At 67.3% G+C, this 21,791-nt stretch carries 13 protein-coding genes; 9 read left to right on the top strand and 4 right to left on the bottom strand.

Annotated elements, in window-relative coordinates:
• From FJY73_09630 to FJY73_09600, 7 genes are all read left to right on the top strand, one after another.
• A partial coding sequence (locus FJY73_09630; protein ID MBM3320922.1) for a valine--tRNA ligase occupies nt 1-2,002 on the top strand: 2,002 nt, incomplete at its 5' end.
• A gap of 48 nt (nt 2,003-2,050) precedes the next feature.
• Entirely contained in the window at nt 2,051-3,418 is a 1,368-nt protein-coding gene (locus FJY73_09625; protein MBM3320921.1) for a DUF4139 domain-containing protein, read from the top strand.
• 263 nt (nt 3,419-3,681) lie between these two features.
• Nucleotides 3,682-5,835, top strand: a complete 2,154-nt coding sequence (gene uvrB, locus FJY73_09620) for an excinuclease ABC subunit UvrB (protein MBM3320920.1) — start codon at nt 3,682-3,684, stop codon at nt 5,833-5,835.
• Nucleotides 5,835-6,695, top strand: coding sequence for a carboxylating nicotinate-nucleotide diphosphorylase (gene nadC / locus FJY73_09615; protein MBM3320919.1), 861 nt, complete (start codon nt 5,835-5,837; stop codon nt 6,693-6,695). The genes uvrB and nadC overlap by 1 nt, the downstream gene beginning before the upstream one ends.
• Nucleotides 6,692-7,516: a biotin--[acetyl-CoA-carboxylase] ligase gene (locus tag FJY73_09610; protein ID MBM3320918.1), complete on the top strand. Its 825-nt coding sequence runs from the start codon at nt 6,692-6,694 to the stop codon at nt 7,514-7,516. Before nadC ends, FJY73_09610 begins: the two co-directional genes overlap by 4 nt.
• 163 nt (nt 7,517-7,679) lie before the next feature.
• Nucleotides 7,680-8,765 (top strand): IS5 family transposase, encoded by a 1,086-nt coding sequence (locus FJY73_09605; protein MBM3320917.1) that lies wholly within the window; start codon nt 7,680-7,682, stop codon nt 8,763-8,765.
• 287 nt (nt 8,766-9,052) lie between these two features.
• Nucleotides 9,053-9,847 (top strand): type III pantothenate kinase, encoded by a 795-nt coding sequence (locus FJY73_09600; protein MBM3320916.1) that lies wholly within the window; start codon nt 9,053-9,055, stop codon nt 9,845-9,847.
• Here FJY73_09600 and FJY73_09595 read toward each other — a convergent pair.
• The 3 genes from FJY73_09595 to FJY73_09585 all read right to left on the bottom strand — a co-directional run bounded on the left by FJY73_09595 (nt 9,777) and on the right by FJY73_09585 (nt 15,940).
• Nucleotides 9,777-10,340 (bottom strand): 3D domain-containing protein, encoded by a 564-nt coding sequence (locus FJY73_09595; protein ID MBM3320915.1) that lies wholly within the window; start codon nt 10,338-10,340, stop codon nt 9,777-9,779. The genes FJY73_09600 and FJY73_09595 overlap by 71 nt on opposite strands.
• 202 nt (nt 10,341-10,542) lie before the next feature.
• Nucleotides 10,543-11,166, bottom strand: a complete 624-nt coding sequence (locus tag FJY73_09590; protein MBM3320914.1) for a hypothetical protein — start codon at nt 11,164-11,166, stop codon at nt 10,543-10,545.
• A 19-nt stretch (nt 11,167-11,185) separates the two neighbouring features.
• A complete protein-coding gene (locus FJY73_09585) occupies nt 11,186-15,940 on the bottom strand; it encodes a S8 family serine peptidase (GenBank protein MBM3320913.1) in 4,755 nt (1,584 codons plus the stop codon).
• A 176-nt stretch (nt 15,941-16,116) separates the two neighbouring features.
• Between FJY73_09585 and FJY73_09580 the strand changes: the two genes are divergently transcribed.
• Nucleotides 16,117-16,494 (top strand): acyl-CoA thioesterase, encoded by a 378-nt coding sequence (locus tag FJY73_09580; GenBank protein ID MBM3320912.1) that lies wholly within the window; start codon nt 16,117-16,119, stop codon nt 16,492-16,494.
• A gap of 106 nt (nt 16,495-16,600) precedes the next feature.
• On the opposite strand, the gene FJY73_09575 is transcribed toward FJY73_09580, so the two are convergent.
• Nucleotides 16,601-20,062 carry a BamA/TamA family outer membrane protein gene (locus tag FJY73_09575; protein ID MBM3320911.1) on the bottom strand — a complete coding sequence of 1,154 codons (3,462 nt, stop codon included), beginning with the start codon at nt 20,060-20,062 and terminating at the stop codon, nt 16,601-16,603.
• A gap of 143 nt (nt 20,063-20,205) precedes the next feature.
• Between FJY73_09575 and FJY73_09570 the strand changes: the two genes are divergently transcribed.
• Nucleotides 20,206-21,791, top strand: a 1,586-nt coding sequence (locus FJY73_09570) for a glutamate synthase (GenBank protein MBM3320910.1), incomplete at its 3' end; no start/stop codon positions are given.

The raw sequence follows: 21,791 nt of genomic DNA, 5'->3' as shown, positions 1-21,791 counted from the left end.
GGAAGGGCATCTCGTCGTCGCGACGACCCGCCCCGAGACGATGCTCGGGGATACCGCGGTCGCGATCCACCCGGAGAGCGAGCGAACGCGGCATCTTCGGGGGAAGAAGGCGGTCCTCCCGCTCGTCGGGCGCGTCCTTCCGATCGTTGAGGACCAAAGGGTCGATCCGGAGTTTGGCACCGGATGCGTCAAGGTGACCCCCGCGCACGATCCGGCCGATTTCGAGATCGGGAAGACGCACGGCCTCGAGGAGGTGCGGATCTTCGAGGAGGACGCGTCGATCCGAAGCGGCTTCGGGCGCTACGCGGGGATGAGCCGCGAGGCGGCCAGGAAGGCGGTTCTCGAAGATCTCGAGGCGGCGGGGCTTCTCGCAGGGATCGAAGAGCACCGGCACGCGGTCGGACGATGCTACCGATGCTCGACCGACATCGAGCCGTGGCTTTCCACGCAGTGGTTCGTGTCGATGAAGCCGCTCGCCGAGCCGGCGATCCGCGCGATGCGGGAGGGGCGCGTCCGCTTCTTCCCGGACCGATGGGAGAAGGTCTACTACCATTGGATGGAGAACATCCGCGATTGGTGCGTCTCGCGGCAGCTCTGGTGGGGGCACCGGATCCCCGCCTGGTACTGCGACGATTGCGGGGCGATGACCGTTGAGGTCGCCGCTCCCGCGCGCTGCCCGGGATGCGGATCCTCCGCGCTCCGCCAGGACGAGGACGTGCTCGATACCTGGTTCTCCTCGTGGCTCTGGCCGTTCGCGACCTTCGGCTGGCCGGAGAAGACGCCCGATCTTCAGCGCTTCTTCCCCTCGCACCTTCTCGTCACCGGCCCGGACATCATCTTCTTCTGGGTCGCGCGCATGATCATGTCCTCGCTCGAGTTCATGGGAGATGTGCCGTTCCGCGAGGTCTACTTCCACGGGATCGTCCGCGACGCGAAGGGGAGGAAGCTCTCGAAGACGCTCGGGAACTCTCCCGACCCGCTCGAGGTTCTCGACCGCTACGGCGCGGACGCGGTCCGCTTCGCCACGATCCTCACCACGCCGATCGGCCAAGACCAGATCTTCTCGGACGAGAAGATGGAGACGGGAAGACGTTTTGCGAATAAAGTATGGAACGCGACCCGCTTCGTGCTCCCGCACGTCGAGGGAGTGCGCGGTCTTTCGCGCGATCCGTCCGCGCTCCCGCTCCCCGAACGATGGATCCTGAGCCGTCTCACGGCGGTCCGCCGGGAAGCCACCGCGCATCTCGACGCGACCCGCCTGAACGAGGCTTCCTACGCGGTCTACGACTTCCTCTGGCACAGCTACTGCGATTGGTACGTCGAGATCGCGAAGCCGGCGCTCGCCGGCGAAGGAGACGCCGAGAAGGCGCGCGAGGTTCTCCTCCACGTGCTCCGCGAGGGGATCCGCCTTCTCTCGCCGTTCATGCCGCACCTCGCCGAGGAGATCGGGTCGTACGTTTCGATGGACGGCCCGTGTGTTTCGCGCGCGCGGTGGGAGGACGGCGCGGACGGTTTCCGCGACGAAGAGGCGGAGCGCGAGATGGAGGCGGTGCAGCAGGTCGTGACCGCGGTGCGCACGCTCCGCTCCGAGGTGAATGTCCCCCCGCGCGAGGAGGTCCGGGTTCTCGTCCGCTTCCTCGACGAGACAGCCAGGGGGCCGGTCGAGGCGAACCGCGAGATGATCCGCCGCCTGGCGAGGATTCGGGATCTCGACCTCGGAGGCGACGGGAGGCCTCGCGGGGCGCTCGCGGAGGTGACGCGCTCGGTCGAGGTCTTCCTTCCTCTCGAGGGGATCGCCGATCTGGAGAAGGAAAGGCAGCGTCTCGCGCGCGAGGCGGAGCGTCTCGTCCGCGAGCTCGATCGGACCGCGAGGAAGCTGATGAACCGGGAGTACGTGAGCAAGGCGCCCGCGGATGTGGTGGAGAAGGACCGGAGCCGCGAACGCCGGTTCTCCGAGATGCTCGAACGGGTGCGGGAGAACCTGCGGGCGATCTCGGACTGATCCGCCGTTTCCGCGAACCGGCGCCGGTTTCACCGGGAGGGGAAGAAAATGAACCGAATCCTTCGCACGTCAAGTCTCATCCTAATCGGGCTTTCGCTCCTCGCGGGTCCCCTCTTCGCCGAGAGCCCGAGGATCGCCGTCACCGTCTACAACAACGACCTCGGTCTCGTGCGGGAGCGGCGCGCGCTCGCGCTCGAGCGCGGGGAATCGGTCTACGAGTATCGGGACGTCGCCGAACGGATCGACCCGACGAGCGTCCACTTCCGGCCGGTCGACGGGAAGGGCGGCCTCGAGGTGCTCGAGCAGAACTACGAATACGATCTCGTCTCGAGCGACAAGGTCTTTCAGAAGTACCTCGAGCATCCGGTCCAGGTCTTCTTCGACAAGAGCGGGGACATGCTCTCCGGCGTTCTCCTCTCGCACGGGAGAGGCGGGATGGTGCTCCGCGACGCGGCCGGCGAGAGGCTCTTCGTTCTCCTCGGCGACGTGCGGAACGTCGAGCTTCTCGGCGAAGCGAAGGACTTCGTCACGCGCCCGACCCTCGTGTGGAAGCTCCGGAGCGAGCGCGCGGGGGAACGCGAGGTCGAGGTCGAGTACCTCACGCGAGGAATCTCCTGGCACGCCGAGTACGTCGCGCTCGCCGACGAGCCGAACCGCTTCGTCGACTTCGCCGGATGGGTTTCGGTCGAGAATAACTCGGGGGCCGAGTACCGCGACGCGAAGCTGAAGCTCGTCGCGGGGGACGTGGGACGAGCCGCTCCGGAGCCGAGATACGATTACGTGCTCACGGAGACGCGCGCCGCCAAGGGGGCCCCGATGGTCGAGGAGCGCGCGCTCTTCGAGTATCATCTGTACGACGTTCAACGGCCGACCACGATCCGGAAGAACGAGGTGAAGCAGATCTCGTTCGTTCCGAACACGAAGGTCGCGATCGCGAAGGAATACCTTTACGACACGAGGAAGAACCAAGAGAAGGTCGCGGTCCACTTCGAGTTCCTGAACGACGAGAAGAGCGGGCTCGGGATCCCGCTCCCCGCGGGGATCGTCCGCGTCTTCCAAGACGACGGGCGGGGCGGCTCGGAGTTCGTCGGCGAGGATCGGGTCGACCACACCCCGAAAGAGGAGAAGGTCCGGCTCCGCATCGGGTACGCCTTCGACATCGCGGCGGAGAAGAAGATCCTCTCCGAGGAGCGAAGGACCGAGCGCCTTCGCGTCCGCACCGTCGAGATCCGCCTTCGGAACCGGAAGGAAGAGGCGATCGAGGTGAAGGTGTGGGAGGGGATCGAGGGGGATTGGACGATCGAGCGGGAGACGCACCCTTCCCGCAGGGAGGACGCGCACACGGCGGAGTGGGTTCTTCCGGTCGGGAAGAACGAAGAAACGGTTCTCACCTATACGGTTCGCATCCAATATTAGGCGGTCATGGAATCGGCCGGCGAGTGGGTTCGCGAGGCGCGGAAGGCGAAGGGGATCTCGATCGAGCGTCTCTCTGCCGAAACCCGCGTCCATGTCGATGCCTTGCGCGCGATCGAGGAGGACCGCTACGAGATCTTCCCCGCCGCGGCGTACGCGGTCGGCCATCTCCGGTCGTGCGCGCGCGTTCTCGGCCTCGACGAAGAGGAGCTTCTCCGGCGCTATCGGGCCGAGGTCGGCGAGAAGGCGGAGGAGGAGGAACAACTGTGGGGGAACGACGTCGAAGAGCCGCGGGCGAAACGGAGAAGCCTCCTGCTCCCGATTCTCGGGATCCTCGCGATCGCCCTCGCGGCCGCCGCGTATCTCTACCTGAAGCGCTTCCGGGGGTAGAGGCGCGCTTCGCCCTTCGTTCCGATTTCGAGCCGACGGGGGACCAGCCGGAGGCGATCCGCGAGCTCGTCGAGGGGATCGAGCGCGGGGACCGCCACCAGGTCCTTCTCGGCGTCACCGGATCGGGGAAGACGTTCACGATCGCGAACGTAATCGCGCGCGTGCGGAAGCCGACGCTCGTCATCTCCCACAACAAGACGCTCGCCGCGCAGCTCTACGGCGAGTTCCGCTCGTTCTTTCCGGAGAACGCGGTCGAGTATTTCATCAGCTACTACGACTACTACCAGCCGGAGGCGTACATTCCGCAGACCGACACGTACATCGAGAAGGACGCGTCGATCAACGACGACATCGACCGGCTTCGGCTTCGCGCGACGGCGAGCCTTCTCGAGCGGCGCGACGTGATCATCGTGGCGTCCGTCTCGTGCATCTACGGTCTCGGCTCGCCCGAAGACTACCGCGGAATGCTCGTTTATCTCCGCGCGGGGGAGGAGATCGGGCGAGACTCGATGCTCCGGCGGCTCGTCGACATCCAGTACCGCCGGAATGACGCCGTGCTCGAGAGGGGAACGTTTCGCGCGCGCGGCGACACGGTCGAGATCTGGCCCGCCTACGAGGAGAGGGCGCTTCGCGTCTCGCTCTTCGGCGATTCGGTCGAACGAATCGCGGAGATCGATCCTCTCACCGGGAACGCGACCGCCGAGGTTTCCTACATCGGCGTTTACCCTGCGAAGCACTTCGTGACGACGCCGGTGAAGATCGAGCGCGCGATCGCCGAGATCGAGAGAGAACTCGAAGAGCGTCACGCGGAGCTTCTCGCCGCGGGGAAGCTTCTCGAGGCGCAGCGCCTTCAGATGCGCACGCGATTCGATATCGAGATGCTCCGCGAAACGGGGACGTGCGCGGGGATCGAGAACTACTCGCGTCCGCTTTCCGGCCGAAAGGCGGGGGAGAGGCCGCTCTGTCTTCTCGACTACTTTCCCGGCGATTGGCTCGTCGTGATCGACGAGTCCCACGTCACGCTCCCGCAGCTTCGCGCGATGTACAATGGGGACCGCTCGCGCAAGGAGCGGCTCGTCGAGTACGGGTTCCGTCTTCCGTCCGCGCTCGACAACCGGCCGCTCCGCTTCGAGGAGTTCGAGAGCATCGCTCCGCGGACGATCTACGTCTCCGCGACCCCTTCCGATCACGAGCTCGCCCGCACGGGAGGCGTTCTCGTCGAGCAGATCATCCGCCCGACCGGGCTCATCGATCCGGAGATCGAGGTGCGCCCCGTCGACGGGCAGGTGGACGATCTTCTGGAGGAGGCGAAGCGCTGCGTCGAGTCGGGGAACCGAATGCTCGTGACGACCCTCACGAAGCGGATGGCGGAGGACCTCACCGAGTACATGACGCGCGCGGGGATCCGCGTCCGATATCTTCATTCGGACATCGGCGCGCTCGAGAGGGTCGAGATCATCCGCGGGCTTCGGACCGGCGCGTTCGACGTTCTCGTCGGCGTGAACCTTCTTCGCGAGGGGCTCGACCTTCCCGAGGTCGCGCGGGTCGCGGTTCTCGACGCGGACCGCGAGGGATTCCTTCGGTCGGAGACGTCGCTCATTCAGACCGCGGGGCGCGCCGCGCGGAACATCGACGGCAAGGTGATCCTCTACGCGGAGACGCCGACTCGTTCGATCGAGGCGGCGGTGCGCGAGACCGCTCGCCGGCGCGAGGTGCAGCTCCGCTACAACGAAGAGCACGGCATCACCCCCCGTTCGATCCGGAAGTCGGTCGAGGAGGTGATGCTCGCGACCTCGGTGGCCGATTCGCGGCGCGTCGATGCGAAAGAGGAAGAAGAGGAGATCGTCGTCCGGCCCGACCTCACGCGCGAGGAGATCCTCGCGCTCTTGGAGAAAGAAATGCTCGCCGCGGCGCGCGCCCTCGAGTTCGAGAGAGCTGCCTCCCTCCGCGATCGGATCTTCGAGATGCGGGCGGTCGCGAGCCCGGGCGGCGTTGTGGGTCCCGAAAAAAGCCGGCGGAGGCGAAGATGATGCACGCGGACGATGCGCGATACCGGGAAGCGGCGCGCGAGGCGGTTCGCCGCGCGCTCGAGGAGGACCGGGCCGAGGAGGACGTCACGACCCGCGCGGTCGTTTCGTGGGAAGTGCGCGCGACGGGGCGTCTTCTCTTTCGCGATTCGGCCGTTCTCGCGGGGACCTTCCTCTTCGACGAGGCGTTCCGCGCGCTCGACCCCTCGGCCGCGATCGAGTGGTCGAAGCGCGAAGGAGAGAAGGTGCGCGCAGGTGAGTTCGTCTCTCGCGTCGAGGGGAGCGCCTCCGCGCTCCTAGGCGCGGAGAGGGTCGCGCTCAACTTCGTGATGCGCCTCTCCGGCGTCGCGACGCTCACCGCGCGCTTCGTGGAAGCGGTCGGGGGGCTGGTCGAAATCCTTGACACGAGAAAGACGACGCCCGGTCTTCGGGTTCTCGAAAAGGCGGCGGTCCGTATGGGCGGCGGAACGAACCATCGGATGAGCCTCGCGGATCTCGCGCTCATCAAGGAGAACCACATCGCCGCGGCAGGGGGGATTCGAGCAGCGGTCGATGCGGTGCGGAGGGAAAGCCAGGGGATCGCGATCGAGGTCGAGGTGAGGAACCTCGAGGAGATCGAGGAGGTCCTTCCGCTCCACGTCGAGCGCGTGATGCTCGACAACTTCGACGAGAAAGCGACGCGCGCGGCGGTCGCGAGGATTCGGCGGGAGACGCGCCCGCCCTACATCGAGATCTCGGGAGGGATCGACATCGAGAAGGCGCGCGCCGCGGCCGCGCTCGGCGTCGATGGGATCTCGATCGGGGCGCTCACCCACTCGGCTCCCGCGGCGAACGTGTCGTTCCTCATCGAGAGCGGATCGTGACCGGAACCCCGAAGCGCGAGGGCCGGGGCGCGCGCGATCGGCTCATCGATACGGAAGTCGCTCCTCATCTCGCGACGCGCGTTCTCGGGCGGAGTCTTCTCATCTTCCGGTCGGTCGACTCGACGAACGATCTACTTCGAAGCGACGCGTTTCGGAGCGCGCCGGCGGGGACGGTGATCGCTGCGGAGGAACAGCGAAAGGGGAGGGGGAGGCTCGATCGGGTGTGGGAGGCACCCCCCTTTCGTGCGCTCCTCTTTTCGGTTCTCGTCGAGGCGAGCGGCGGGGCGGAGGAAGCGGCGCGCGCGAACCTCGTCGCGGCGCTCGCGGTCGCGGACGCGGTCCAGGGCGCCGGAGGACCGGACCTCAACATTCGATGGCCAAACGATCTCGTCGTGGGCGACCGGAAGGTGTGCGGCATCCTCTCGGAGTTCCGGTCGGACCGAGGGGCGCTCATCGTGGGGATCGGCCTCAACGTGAACCAGACCGAGGAGGAGCTTCCGCCGAACGCGGCCTCGCTTCGCACGCTCGCGGGAAGAGCCTTCCCTCGCGGCCCGCTCCTCGCGGCGATCCTGAACCGCTTCGAGGAAGATCTCGACGCTCTCCGCGAGGGAGGCTTCGAGCCTCTCCGCGCGCGGATCGAGGAGCGCTCCTCTCTCATCGGCCGCACGGTGACGCTCGATCTCGGCGGCGGCCGCACGCTCACCGCCCCAGCCCTCGCCGTCGGCCCCTCCGGCGGCCTCATTCTCGCTCTCCCCGACGGGACGCGCGAGATCCTGGCGGGGGAGGTGGTGAGGGTTTTCGCATCGGAGCGGCCGCGATGACTGGAGCTCGAGGCTGCGAGACCGGGTGGGGAGTGCGGCCGAGGCGCCTCCGTAGACGGGGTAGAACGCTCTAGCAGGATGCTGAAAAACTCCTGTTTTCGCTTGCTCGAGAACGAGCGTTTTGTATTGTGCATCTCGGGCCCATCACGATGGAGGAAGCGAGATGCGTGGATCGGATCAGCGACCGGACGAGATGTGGAGCTACGTGTCGATGGAGGATCGGATTCCGGCGGAACATCCGTTGCGTCCCTTGCGCCGGATGGTGGACCGGGTGCTGAAGAGTCTCTCGCCTCGGTTCGCGACGCTCTACGCGGACACGGGTCGTCCGTCGATCCCTCCCGAGCGTCTTCTCCGGGCCTTGCTGATCCAGGTTCTCTATACGATTCGGAGCGAGCGGCTCCTCATGGAGCAGCTCGACTACAACCTCTTGTTCCGGTGGTTCGTGGGTCTTTCGATGGACGATACGGTGTGGGACGCGACGGTGTTTACGAAGAACCGCGACCGCCTCTTGCGGGGGGACATCGCCGAGGCGTTCTTCGCGCAAGTGGTGAAGGTGGCGCGCTCGGAGGGCCTTCTCTCGGACGAGCACTTCACGGTGGACGGGACGTTGATCGAAGCCTGGGCGGGGCAGAAGAGCTTTCGGAAGAGGAGCGGCGAACCGCATCGCTCCGACGACGATCCCGGGAATCCGACGGTCGACTTCCACGGGGAGAAGCGATCGAACGCGACGCATGCGTCCACGACCGATCCGGAGGCCCGTCTCTATAAGAAGACGAGGGGGAGCGAGGCGAAGCTGGCGTATCTCGGGCACCTGTTGATGGAGAACCGGAATGGGCTCGCAGTGAACGCGATGGTGACGGAGGCGAACGGGTCGATGGAGCGAGCCGCAGCGCTCGTGATGATCCAAGAGGTGAAGACACCGCGGCCGATCACGGTGGGAGCCGACAAGAACTTCGACACCGCCGGCTTCGTCGAGGACGCGCGGCGCTTGAACGCGGTTCCCCATGTGGCTCAGAACACAAGAAACCGCTCGAGCGCGATCGATGGACGGACCACGAGACATTCGGGATACGCGATCAGCCAGAGGCTTCGGAAGCGGATCGAGGAGATCTTCGGGTGGATGAAGACGGTCGGGCTCATCCGGAAGACCCGGCACCGAGGGAGGGATCGGGTCGGATGGATGTTCGTCTTCACCGTCGCTGTGTACGACCTGATCCGGATCCGGAACTTGACCGGCGCGGGAGGATGATGGGAACGGAGCGGAAACGAAGGTCACCCATGACCCGAGGCCCGAGAAAAAGGGCCCGGAAAGGAACTTGGGCACAGCAGCAGGCCTCCTCTCAGGACCGTTGGCTGGGCTCAGGAACACAAAACCCGTTCTCATAGGACATTTTTCCGCAGCCTGCTAGACGGAACGTGAGTCCCGGAGTGAAGAACGGGAAAAAGGCTGTGCTATCTTCCGGAGGCCGCTCGCATCGCCGGCATCTCGAAGGCGACCGCCTACAAGTGGAAGAAGCAGTTCGAGGAGAGCGTTCCGTGAGCACGCGCATCGCCATCGACATGGGGAACACGGAGACGGCGGTCGCGCTCTTCGACCGGGAGACGATCGTCGGGGTTCGGAACGTGCGGACCGAGCGGTTCGCGGGGAGCGGAGGCGCCCGTGGGCTTCTCGACGAAGCGCTCGCCGCACTCGGCGCCGCGGGAAAGCCGATCGAGGGATCGGTCGTGGCGACGGTCGTCCCGGCGCATCTCGCGGATCTTGTCGGCGCCCTTTCCCGCCTGCACGAGGGGGAACCGCTCGTCGTCGGCCCGTCGATCGATCTCGGGGTTCGCATCGGGTACGAACGGCCGGAGGAGCTCGGTCCCGACCGGATCGCGGACGCGGTCGCGGGCTTCGCCGAGGCCAAGGGGGCGGTGATCGTCGTCGATCTCGGGACGGCGACGACCTTCAACGCGGTGACCGAGGACGGGGTCTTCCTCGGCGGGGCGATCGCCCCGGGGATCCGAACGGGAGCCGACGCGCTCGCCCGCCGCACCGCCCGGATCGCCCGCGCGGAGCTTGTCTTCCCCGAGCGCGCGATCGGGACGAGCACGGACGAGGCGGTCCGTTCGGGTATTCTGTGGGGAGCGGTGGCGATGATCGACGGGATGGTCACCCGGATCCGGGACGAAATGGGGGGCGGTCTCGCGATCGCGACCGGAGGTCTCGCCGCGCTCGTCGCCCCGCGCTCACGCGCGATCGACCGCGCGGATCCTCTCCTTACTCTGAAGGGGCTGAAGCTTCTCTACGAACGGAACCGCTCGAGCCGCCCTCCGGCTCCACGAGCGTGATCGCGAGCCTTCTCTTCCCCCAGCGGATCGCGTCGTCCGTCGATTCGAAAAAGATGTCCGCCCGCCGGTTCCACCGCTCGTGCATCGTGTCCTCCACGATGAACTCGCCGATCCCAGCGAGGTGAACCCGGTCGCCGAAACGGAACGGAGCGGTTGGGTTGAAGGCGCGGATCAGGTCGCGCGAGAGAGCGATCACACCGGGGCGGGGATGGGTGTTCGTCGCGGTGACGAACGGCAGGCTGTCCGTCTGGCATTCGGTCGGGGAATAGGCGGTGACGACCACCTCGAGAGGGGGGAGAAGCGCTACCGCGCGTCTCTGATGCCGGTAGTCGCCCGTCTCCGGCCGGTCTCCCGTGGCGACCCTCGGTGGAACCCCCGGGTTCTCGGGATCGGGCACGTCCCCCCAGGCGATGATCCCGAGCGCGAGGATCGCCAGGAGGGCGCGGGCGGATCCAAACAACAGGCTTCGTTTTCGCTTTCTTCGTCCGTCCATGTCCACGAGATCCGAATGCCGCAAAACCAACCGGTCGGGTTGGTTTTCTCAAGGCGATGAGGGGTGACCGTCGATCTTGTTGATTTAGAGCGAGTTAGCTGTTTTGTCTCCTTGCCGGCCGACCGGCTTTCCGACTCAGGGGGAGAGTCTAGTCGCCGAGGCGGAGCCTGTCAAGCGAAATCGCAGTTCCGGCCAGGGGCGATCAGGGGGTGTTCTCCATCGAGAGACGCTCGATCTCGGCAAGAAGATCCTCGAGGAACGAGGGGGATTCGGGATTCGCGGGGGTTCCGCCGAGCGTGTCGACCTCGGCGTTCGCGTTCCCGTACTCGGCGCGCGCGAAGAAGCACTGGGCGAGGATCACGCGCAGGTCGTTCCAGTCGAACGAGGGGTCGTGCGCGAACCGGTACGCGCGATCGCGAGCGAGGGCCGCGCGGGCGGCCGTGATCGCTCCCGCGTAGTCCGGAGGCGTGCGGTCCCTGAGGACGACCGCGGTCCCGGCGTAGGGATCGGCCGAGGAGAACCCGACTCGGATCGAAGTCCCAAAGGCGTCGGCCGCGGCGTCCAACGAGTCCGCGCGCGCGTGCGTCCAACCGAGGCCGTTGTGCGCGTCTCCGAAGAGCGAGTCGGCCCCGATCGCCGCGCGGAAGAACGAGGCGGCCTCCGACCAAGCGCCCCTCGCGAAGGCTTCCCATCCGGAGCTCGTGAGGGCCGCCGGGTCTTCGGTCGCCGGTCCCGAGCCGTCACCCCCGCCGCACCCAACGAGAAGCGTTCCGAAGGAGAGGAGGAGAAGGGTGGTCGCCCCCGTCGAGGTCATCCGCGTGTTCATGTCGATGCTCTCCTCAGCGTCATCGAAGAAGGATCATGAGCCGCGCGTCGGAGGCGCGGTCGGTTTCGACTCGATAGAGATACGCGCCGCTCCCCGCGGGGAGCCCCGCGTCGTCCCGGCCATCCCAGAGGACCTCGCGCGCTCCGGGGAGCGCCTCGCCGTCGAAGAGGGTTCGGACGAGCCTTCCCGACACGGTGTGGATCGTGACGCGCGCGGGGCCCTTCGCGCCGACCGTGAAGCGGATCGTCGTCTCCGGGTTGAACGGGTTTGGCGCGTTCGGTTCGAGGATGAGGAGCGAGGGGGCCGGGGGACGGCTCGGCCCGCTCCGGTCCCGCGTGAGCCGAACGATGCCGGGACTCGCGAGGGGACCGCCGGCCGTGAAGCGCTCCTTGTCCACGACGAGGGGGATCGTCCCCAGGGTGGCGTGCTCGAGCGCGATCTCCTCCAAGGGAACGCCGGCCCACTCGCTCGGATCGAGAAGACACTCGAGGGACGCTCCGGCTCGGGGCCAGGCGCCGATCGATTGGATCGCGTAGGCGCCCTCATCAGCGAGGACGGCGGGACGGGCCGTCTTCGCCGGTCCGACTTCGGAGAGACCCGCGTTCCAGGCGGTCGGAACGATCGAGAAGGCGCGCGCCCCTCCGGCCGCCCCCGCATCGACGCGGAGCACGACCGCACCGTCCGGGCTCGCGAGGGCGAGCGGCCGGTCCGCCGGGGCGGGCGCGTACGAGACGCTCCCCGAAACCTCCGCCCGGTTCCCGGCGCGATCCGTCGCGGCGGCCAGAATCGACGCGCTCCCCGCGCCGGCGAGCCGCGCCTTTCCGAGCCAGACCTCCTCGATCGGATCGGTTCGCGTCATCGGGATCAGCGCTCCGTCCGCCTCGACGAAGACCGATTCCGGATCGAGCGGCTCCGAGGCGAGAAGATAGAGATCCAAATAATAGAGAAGATAAGGGTTCGGGAGGATCCCGAGGACGAGCTCGGGCGCGATCGTGTCCGCGGGCGTTGCCGCCGAATCGACCGCGGGCGTCGAGAAGTTCGGGACCGCGTCGTAGCTATACGCGGCGTAGTAATAGGCTGTCCCCTCGACAAGACCTTCGTGTGTGAAGGAATCGGCGGTCGCCTCCGCACCGGGGAAGTAGCCTCCGTGCGTCGAGGGGACCGGCGTTCCGTCCCTTCGGTCGAGCGGGACCTGGTCGGTCGAGAAGACGATGTACGTTCCGGCGAAGTCCGAGCCGCTCGCGTGCGTCCAACGGAGGACGATCGCGCCGTCCGCGTAGCCCGCGGCGAAGGTGGGCGGGGGAGGCGGCGCGATCGTGTCGACGAGCGTCGCCGCCGCCTGCGCGCGGGGCCCGAAGTTCCCCTTCCGGTCGGAGGGGAAGGCGGCGTAGCGGTAGGTGATCCCGTTCGCGAGCCCGATGTGGACGAACGAATCCTGCTCGCCCGGCCCGGCGGGGAAGAAGCCGTCCGCTCCGTTCGGGAGGGGAAAACCGGCGGACGGGCTGTTCGGAAACGCGATCGGCGAGAAGCGAATCGTCGTCCCGGCGAAGTCCGGATCGTTCGGGTTCGTCCATCGGACGAGGATGTTGTCGATCCCCGCGGTCGCGGAGAAGAGCGCGAGGGGTCCGGGCGGCGTCGTGTCGAGCGGCGAGGCGGACGCGGTCGCCGCGGCGGCGCGGTTCGAGTCGGCGTCGAAGGCGAACGCGGAGTAGTAGTAGGTCACCCCGCCGATCCGCTTGGCGTGCGTGAAGGACCGATGTGCGCCGGGAGCGCCCGGGAAAACGCCGGTCCCGATTTCGGGAACCGGAAGACCGGCCGCCGGCGTGGCGGGATACGCGGTCGTGTCGAAGCGGATCACCGCATGGGCGAAGTCGGCGTCCGAGGGGTTCGTCCACGCGAGAAGGATCGACCCTTCCCCCGGCGTGGCGCTGAACGCGAGGATCGGCCCCGGGGCGGTCGTGTCGGCCGGCGTCGCTTGGAGCACCGCCGCCGGCGAGTGGTTTCCCGAGTCGTCGAAGGCGAACGCCGAATAGAAGTACATCGTTCCGTTCGTCAACCCTTGATGGATGAAAAAACTATCCGAGGCGGGCTCTCCGGGGAAGACGCCTCCCGCGCCGTTCTCGATCGGGTTCCCTTCCGCCGGCGTCGCCGGATGCGCGCTCGTCGAGTAACGGATCCGGAGCGCGGCGAAGTCGGCCGCCACCGGGTTCGTCCACTCGAGCCGGATCTCTCGGTCTCCCGGATAGGCGGTGAACGCGATCGGCATCCCGGGCGGGATCGTATCGACCGCGCTCGCGGGGTTCGTCGTCGCGGAATCGACGAGGCGGCTTGAGTAGAGGAACGCGTCGTCGAACGCGAAGGCCGAGTAGTAATAGGTCAACCCCGAGAGAAGCCCGACATGCATGAAGCTATCCGGTTGGCTCGGGGCACCCGGGAGGCGGCCCGCCCATCCGGTCATCATCGTGTCGCCGTCCTGAGGGGTCGCGGGGGGAGAGAGGGTCGAGAAGCGGATCTCGATCCCCGCGACGTCCGGGGCGGGGGAGTTCGTCCAGCGAAGAAGGACGAGGTTGTCCCCTCCTTCCGCCGCGAACGCAAGGGGCGGGACCGGAGGAATCGTGTCGGCGGGGGTCGCGGACGCCTCTGCCGCAACCGAGTAGTGCCCGGTGGAGTCGTACGCGAACGCGTTGAAGTAGTAGGTCGTGCCGTTCGTCGCGCCGGAGAGGGTGTCCCTTCCGGTCGCCGAGGGGGCCGCGCTCCGAAAGAGCCCGCTCGGAAGCGGAAGACCGGCCCCGACGGTTCCGGAAAGGGGCGCGGTCCCGTACTCGATCCGAATCCCCTCGAGGTCTGGATCGGACGGGGCCGTCCACTCGAGAAGGACCTCTCCGTCCCCCTTGATCGCCGCGAGCGAGGGGGCGCCCGGGGCGTCCGGCCCGGAAGGCGTCGCGTGCGCCTCGGCGGCAATCGAGTAGGAGGAGCCGTCGTACGCGAACGCGCTGTACCAGTAGGTCGTGCCGTTCGCGAGCGGCGCGTGCGTGAAGGATGAATCGGACCCCGGTGGCCCGGCGAAGACGCCGAGGGGAGAACCCCCCGCCGGGGAGAGCGGATAGCCGGCCGTGGAGAAGCGGATCGTCGTCGACTGAAAGTTGACGTTCGAAGGGTTCGTCCAGGAGAGAACGACCTCGCCGTTCCAGGCGGTCGCCGTGAAGGGGGCGGGCGGGCTCGGCGGCGGTGGGGAGAGCGCGAGCTTCCCGTGCCCGTAGACCGAATCGGGGCCCGCGGGACCCAGATCGATCGCTCCCGCGAGGAGCTCCGCGCGCACGCTGTCGGCGTTCCACGTGGGATACGCGGAGAAGAGAAGCGCAGCCGCTCCCGCGACGTGCGGCGAGGCGAGCGAGGTGCCGTGCCAGGCGCCGTACGTGTAGCTGTTGCAGTTGTCCGGGCCGCAGAGATCCGGCTTCACGCGGCCGTCGTTCGTCGGTCCTTGCGAACTAAAATATTCCTGCGGGCCGGCCGCCCACGAGTTCCGGTTGATCGCGCCGACCGCGACGGCTCCCCGGGCGTCGGCTGGGGCGAGGAGGCTCCCCGCGGTCACGCGGTGCGTTTGGAGATCCTGATCCATCACGAAGAGATCGAACGAGTGTTGGGTCGTCGTCGAGACCTTCTTGATCTTGATCTTCAGCGTGCCGGAGGCGCCCGTGAAGCCGATGAACTCGCGCGGCTCCTGCGCGTGAAGCGCTTGGGAGTTCGTCGAGGAGGCGAGCGTCATCCCCATCTGGTTCGTGAGGTAGAGGTCGTAGTCCTCGTTCGTCGTCGGCCAGGCGTTCCATGTGAGGTGAATGCGGACCGTCTCGGCGGGGTTGGCGATGCTGATGAGGATCTCCTCGCTCCCCGGCGCGAACTCGTGCCAACCGTCGGCGTCCGTGTCGGTGAAGATCCCCTCGTTGTGCCCCCAGGCGTGGTTCCCGGCCGCGTTCACCCACAAGATGCCGCGGCTTGCCGCCGTGTCCGCCACCGCAGAGATCGCGCCGCTTCCGTCCCCCGGCTGCCCGAACCAGCCGACCGAGTGGTTGACGACGTCGATCCCCCGCGCGATGCACGTGTCGAGCGCGATCTCGAGGCTCGCCGCGTCCCCGATCTTCATGAGGGTGAGCTCGGCTCCCGGCGCCATGTCGTGGACCGCCTCGGCGACCGCGGTGCCGTGCTCGGTCTCGGTCGCGAAGCCGGTGCCGCTGAAGTCGAACGTGCGGGACGCGACCGATGCGGGAAGCTCGCCCTGGTTCACCGCGTTCATCCACCCGATGAAACCGTTGTCGAGCACCGCCACCCGCGTCCCGGAACCGTCGTACCCGAGCGACTGGAGGACATCCGCTCCGGTGAGGGAGACCCCCTGGCTCACGATGAGCGGATGCCCGGCGATCGGTCTCTCGATGAAGGCGACGCCGGGGCACTCCGCGGCGGCCCCGAGGGCGCCGATCGGGACGAGCGCGCGGATGAAGCTCCGCGAGCGGGCGAGGACGCGCGTCCCGGTCGCGGCGAGCGCGTGGAAGTCGATCGCATCCGTGCGCGCTCCCCAAGTCGGGCGGATCGTGACGAGCGCGGAGTCTCCTTCAAGCGGGAGGAGGCTCTCCTCGGCAAAGGCCCGCGCCTTCGCCGGGCCTTCCGTTCGGCTCACGGCGAGCCGCGCGAGCGCGCTTTCGAGTTTCGGGCTCGCGGCCTGCGAGGGAGAAGCCGCCGCGAGGGACGCGGCGGCGAGCGCGACAAGAAACCGTTTCATGAGATCGATCCTCCGGGCGGACGTCTTCCTTCCTATGAGAATCGGCAGGAGAGAGCTCCGGCTCCACCGAAGCGCGCCCCCCGCCGCCTTGAGAACGTACCCGACCTTCCTCTTTCCGCGCGAGCGGTTTTTCGCTAGACTGCGCGTCCGGAAGAGAAATCTTGGGGGAGATGCGCATGAGCCGAAAGGAATCGCCCCGCGACCCCGCGATCCGGATCACCCTTCTCCCGCGGGACACGAACCCGCACGGAACGATCTTCGGCGGGATCATCCTCTCGTACATCGACCAGGCGGGAGCGGTCGCCGCCAAGCGCGTGACGCGCCGGAAGGTGGTCACCGTCTCGATGCACGAGGTCGTCTTCAAGAAGCCGGTCTACGTCGGCGATCTCATCTCCTTCTACGCCGATGTGACGAAGGTGGGCCGCACGTCGATCGCGACGCGAGTCGTCGTCGAGGCGCAGCGCGAGGGAGATCCCGAGGAGATCGTCCGCGTGACCGAGGCGGATGTCGTCTTCGTCGCCGTCGACGACGCGGGGAACCCGGTCCCCGTTTGATCACTTGCCGTCTGCAGCTTTCGACTCCCCGATTTGGATTGCGCGCTCGTTTTCGTCGCGAGGCCGCGCTCCGCGTCCGCAGTAGAGGACGCCTGCATCATCCAGGTCAAAAATTCCAACCGATGAAGAAATCGGTTTCCCATCCTTCAAGGAAGCGGCGCCGCTCGAACTTCTTGGCGAGGTCCCACCGGAGAACGGCGCCGCCGATTCCGTTCCGAAGGCCGAAGCCGGTCGAGCCGCGGAAGACGGGGGAATGTCCCTCGAACCACGCGTCCCCCGCGTCGACGAAGAGCGCTCCCTGGAGGCGCGAGACGACCGCGAGATCGCCGACGAGAAGACGCACGGGAAGGGGGAAACGCACCTCTTCGTTCGCGAGCAAGTAGCGCTCCCCGCGGAGGGAAAGGAAGTCGTAGCCCCGGAGCGTGAGCGATCCCCCGATCAGGATCTGCTGCGGGAACTCGCCCGACGAGAACCCGCCGGAGAGGCGGTTCGCCCACACGACATCCCAGCCGAACGGAACGTACACGCGGAGATCGCCGAGAACCGTGTTGCTCCCGATGCTCGACTCGGGGCTCAAACGGAAATCCGTCGAGAAGAGGAGGCTCGAGAGAACGCCGCTCCCGAACCCGTAGCCGAACCGGTCGGGGACCGCGGTGTCGTACCCGAGAATCCCCTGCACCGTCACCTCGCCGAAGTCGTTCTTCGCGTCGGAGCCGAGCGTTTCCTCGCGGACGTTCTTGATGAGAACGTTGAGGCCGATCGATCGAAAGCGGTCGAAGGGGACCGTGATCCCGCCGAGCACACCGGTCTCGCGCCGGAAAAAGAACCCGCGCTGGTCGGTCAGGTACTCGTCCGCGAAGTGGAACGCGCCGAGCCGGTAGTCGACGCGTCCTTCGAGGAAGTGGACCGTCGCGCCGCCGGAGAGGTACTTGAGGAGATCGTCCGACCGGTCCGCGTTCGAACCGAGGTAGAGCGCGATCTTCCGGTCCCCGAGGATGTCGGAGAGGCCGAGGAGGGTCTGGGAGTAGAAAGCGTTCCCCGTGAGAAAGAAGAGGTCCGGTCCGTACTTCCTCTTGTAGGGCCCCTTCTCGTGCGGCGCCGGCTCGGGAGGCGTCCACGGGACCGGCGCCGCCGCCCCCGCGACCGCCACCGGCGCGCCGGCGGAGTCGAGAAGCGGGGAGAGGGGCGTCTTCCAGATCTGGAAGCGGAGCCTCCGGTTGGTTCGCAGGTAAAGCGTATCGCCGTCGTGATCGAAGGCGGAGATGCCGACCGCATCCCGCGTCACGAGCGCCGTCGTTCCGTCTCGGCGATGGAAGAGAAAGACGTTCCTCGGGCGATTTCCCTCGCGCGCAAGATAGAGGATCCGATCCTTGTCCAGCCAACGCGGGTTCCCGATCGACGTCGGGAGACGAAGAATTCGGCGTTCGTTTCCTTCGGGGTCGATCCAATGAAGGTCGTAGCGCCCGGGCGTCTCGCGATCCGCGGCGAAGAGGATCCCCTCCTCGCCCCATTCGAGATCGGTCTCGTGGGCGAGATCGTCCGTGAGCCGTTCGAGCGGACCTCCTTCGAGAGCGAAGCGAAAGAGATCCCCGCGCCCGCTTTCGTGAAGCGCGGCGACCACGACTTCCTTTCCGTCGGGCGAGAGCGTGAGCGACTCGATCGTGAGGAGCGGATCGAATCGTCTTCTTGCGACGACCTCGTTCCCCGGGAGCCGGACCGCGACCACCTCGTCCCTCCCCTTCGAGAGGGCGACGAAGACGGCCCGGTCCCCGCGGATGTCGAGGTTCGGGTCGCCGAGATGGAGCGACTCGAATCCGGGGAGGCGGTCCTTTGCGATCCCGGAGTACTTCCCGTTCTCCCACGCGCGGATCTCGGCCCGCCCTCGCCGGAACGAGGCGAAGAGGACGCGCCCGCCGTCGGCGCGCGGCGGGCCCGCGAAGCTTCCGCTCTCGAGGGGCGCTGCGTGCTCGCGGATGTCCGTCTGGTCCGTGAACTGCGAGAGGATGCTCCGGCGAAGCGAGATCTCCCATTTCATGCTTAATGTGTCAAGCGCTTCTCCGTACACCGCCTCGAACACGTCGGTCTCGCGGCGTCCGCGGTAGAGGCTTTCCAGGAGAAGACCGATCGTCTCCTCGCCGAACCTCTCGGAAAGATAGCGGAAGAAGGAGAGCCCCTCCACGTAGACGAGATACCCGTGCTGCGGCCCGAGATGCTGGAACGGAACGAGCCTCCCCTCGTGGACGAGATCGCGAAGCACGAGATCGTTGAGGTCGCTCCACTCCGCCGCGTAGTACTCGGCGACCCCTTCGAGGATGCCGAGGGAGAAGAGCCGGGGGCGGAGATCGGGGGGGACGTAGCGGAAGAGCGCGCGCTCCGCTTCGTCGAATCGCGCGGACGAGGGGCTTCGGTGCTCGGGGAGGACCGGCCCGTCGTAGCGGGTGCGCGCGAGGGCGCGATAGAGGGGAGCGATCGCCTCCCACGCCTCTCGGAACGCGGCCGGATCGACCGAGTCGAGAACCAGAAGGTCCGCCTGGAGCATGCGAAGCGGAGGGCTCTCCGCGCGATCCGTCGTCTCCCGGGGAACGGCGCCGAGAAACCGCTCGAGGTGCCGGCGCGCGCCGGCGGAGGGGACCGGTTCGTCGAAAAGGATCTCTTCCTCCGCCTCGACCGTCCAGGGGTAGGGGCGGGAGAGGACTCGGAGGACCGAGCGCGCGCCCGGGCCGAGCGTCGCCGCGAGCGAGTCGATCTCCGCGCCGCGGAGAGAGGCGAGAAACGCCGCCTCCGCCGGATTCGCGAGGCGAAGCGAGACGCGGATCCTCGGGTCGCGCGAGGAGCCCTCGGCGTATCCGAAAACGATTTGCGGGTGAAGCGTTCCGGATCCGAAGACCGGAGGCGGAAGGGCGACCTCGTCCTCGACCGGCGCGAGCCGCCCCCGGACGAAGCGCGGGAATGCTTCCCGCGGCGCTTGATGCGTGAAGCGCCGCGCGACATACACGAGCTCTCCCCATTTCACTTGCCGCTCGCGCACGCGGTCGCGGTCCTTCTGGTAGCGCTTCCAGGAGGCTTCGAGGAGGGGGAGCGTGAAGGAGTGGACCATCTCGTGCCGGATCACGTGCTCGAGCCGTTCGTTCGAACCGGTGAAGGGGAGAACGATCCGCCCGCGGACGAGATCGAAGAAGCCCTGCACCCCCTCTCCGACGAAGCCGGGAGCCGTGTTCGTCGCGAGAAAGCGCGTCTCCGACGTGTAGCCGATGAGCGGGATCCGCTCCCCCTTCTCGACGAGCGAATCGAAGCGAACCCCCATCCGCTCCTCGAGCCGCGGAACCCACTCCTCGGCGATGCTCGCGATGCGGGAGGCGATCGCCTCTTCCTCCTTTCCCATGTAGATGTCGAAGTGTTCGGTCCGAAGGGCTTGGATCTCGCGCGGGCCGTCCCATTGGATCTTTTGCTGGAGCGTGTAGAGGTTCGCGGGGGTGATTCGGTTCGTCCCGTAGGGAAGAGATCCCTCGGCGGCCGCGGCGGCGAGGAGGCACGCGAGGAACATCCTTGGGCGCACGAAGTGTCTCAAGTCGATCGCTCCTCCGAGGCGGATTATACACACGGTTCCGAATCGTCGCGCGGGGCGTCCTTCCGGGCGGCGCGCGGGTGTGGTAGCGTGAGGGGCGCGAGCGCCGGCCGCGCGGCGGAACGCCGGCGCCGCGAGAGGTGACGATGAGCGTTCTCCGGCCGCTTTCCGCGGCGCTTCTTCTCCGGCGCGCGCTCCTCCAGAAGGAGCGCGAAGGGGCGATCTTCGATCTCCCGGAGGAGAAGTTCTACCGCGGGATGCCCGGGTTCGATGGTTCGGTCCGTTCGCACGGAGAGAGGGCCTCGACCCCGCTCGGACCGGCCGCCGGGCCGCACACACAGCTCGCGGAGAACATCGTTCTCTCGTATCTCGCCGGGGGGCGCATTCTCGAGCTGAAGACCGTGCAGGTTCTCGACCGTCTCGCGATCCCGCGGCCGTGCATCGACATGGAGACGGTCGGCTTCAACGTCGAGTGGTCGCAGGAGCTTTCGCTTCAAGAATCGGCGCGCGAGTACGTCAAGGCGCGCCTCCTTCTCGCCGCGCTCGGCGAGGCGGGGATTCCCGAGGGGTGCGGCGAGGCCGAGCGCGACGTGCTCTTCGACATCAGCGTCGGATACGATCTCGCGGGGGTGCGCTCGGCCAAGATGAGCCGCTTCCTCGAGACGATGCGGGATGCCTCGCGCGCGATCGATGCGGAGCGGCGGGAGCTTCGCGCGGGGCTCCCGGACCGATGGCGTCGCCTCGCGGAGGCTCCGGTCCCGGCGCGCATCGGAGAGTGCGTCACGATCTCCACGTTTCACGGCTGTCCGCCGTGCGAGATCGAGTCGATCGCTTGCCACCTCATGGATGCGCACGACTTTCACGTGGTGGTGAAGATGAACCCGACCCTTCTCGGATACGAGGAGGTCGAGGCGATCCTCCGCGGTGAGCTCGGATACGACGAGCTTCGCCCGCCGCGCGACGCGTTCACGAGCGATCCATCCTTCGCCGAGGGGGTCGATCTTCTCCGCTCCCTCCGCGCGGCGGGGGAGAAGCTCGGGAAGAGCGTCGGCGCGAAGTTCACGAACACGCTCGTCGTCGAGAATCACAAGTCGTTCTTTCGGGACGAGCGGATGTACCTCTCCGGCCCTCCGCTCCACGTGCTCGCGATGGAGCTCTCGGCGCGCGTCCGCGAGGAGGTCGGGGCGGATCTTCCGATCTCTTTCTCCGCGGGCGTCGACGCGAGGAACTATCCGGACGCGGTCGCGTCCGGGTTCGTTCCGGTGACGGTTTGCACGGATCTTCTTCAGCCGGGCGGGTACGGGCGTTTCCGCGCGTATCACCGGGCGCTCGCGCGAAGAATGGAAGAGACGAGCGCGCGGACGATCGACGAGCTCATCCTCCGAACGGATGCCCCCTCCGCCTCCGCGGAGAAGGCGGATGCGCACGCGGTCCGCGAGGCTTCCCTACGGAACCACCGAAAGGCGGCGGATCGGGCGAGACGGGATGCGCGGTATGCCGCCGCCGCGAACCGCACCCCTCCGCGGAAGATCGCCTCGCGCCTATCCCTCTTCGACTGCGTGAACTGCGACAAATGCGTGCCGGTCTGCCCGAACGACGCGAACTTCACCTATGAAGTAAAGCCGCGCGTCGTCCGCTATCGAGATCTCGTCGTCCGGGGCGGATGTCTCGCGCTCGCTCGGGAAGAGAAGGAGTTCGTCCTCGGAGGGGGGAAGCGCCCCTCGCACCAGAT

The sequence above is a fragment of the Candidatus Eisenbacteria bacterium genome (assembly GCA_016867715.1).
GTDB lineage: Bacteria > Orphanbacterota > Orphanbacteria > Orphanbacterales > Orphanbacteraceae > VGIW01.
Note: the sequence above shows the minus strand (reverse complement) of the source record. Positions and strands in the feature narration are given on the sequence as shown.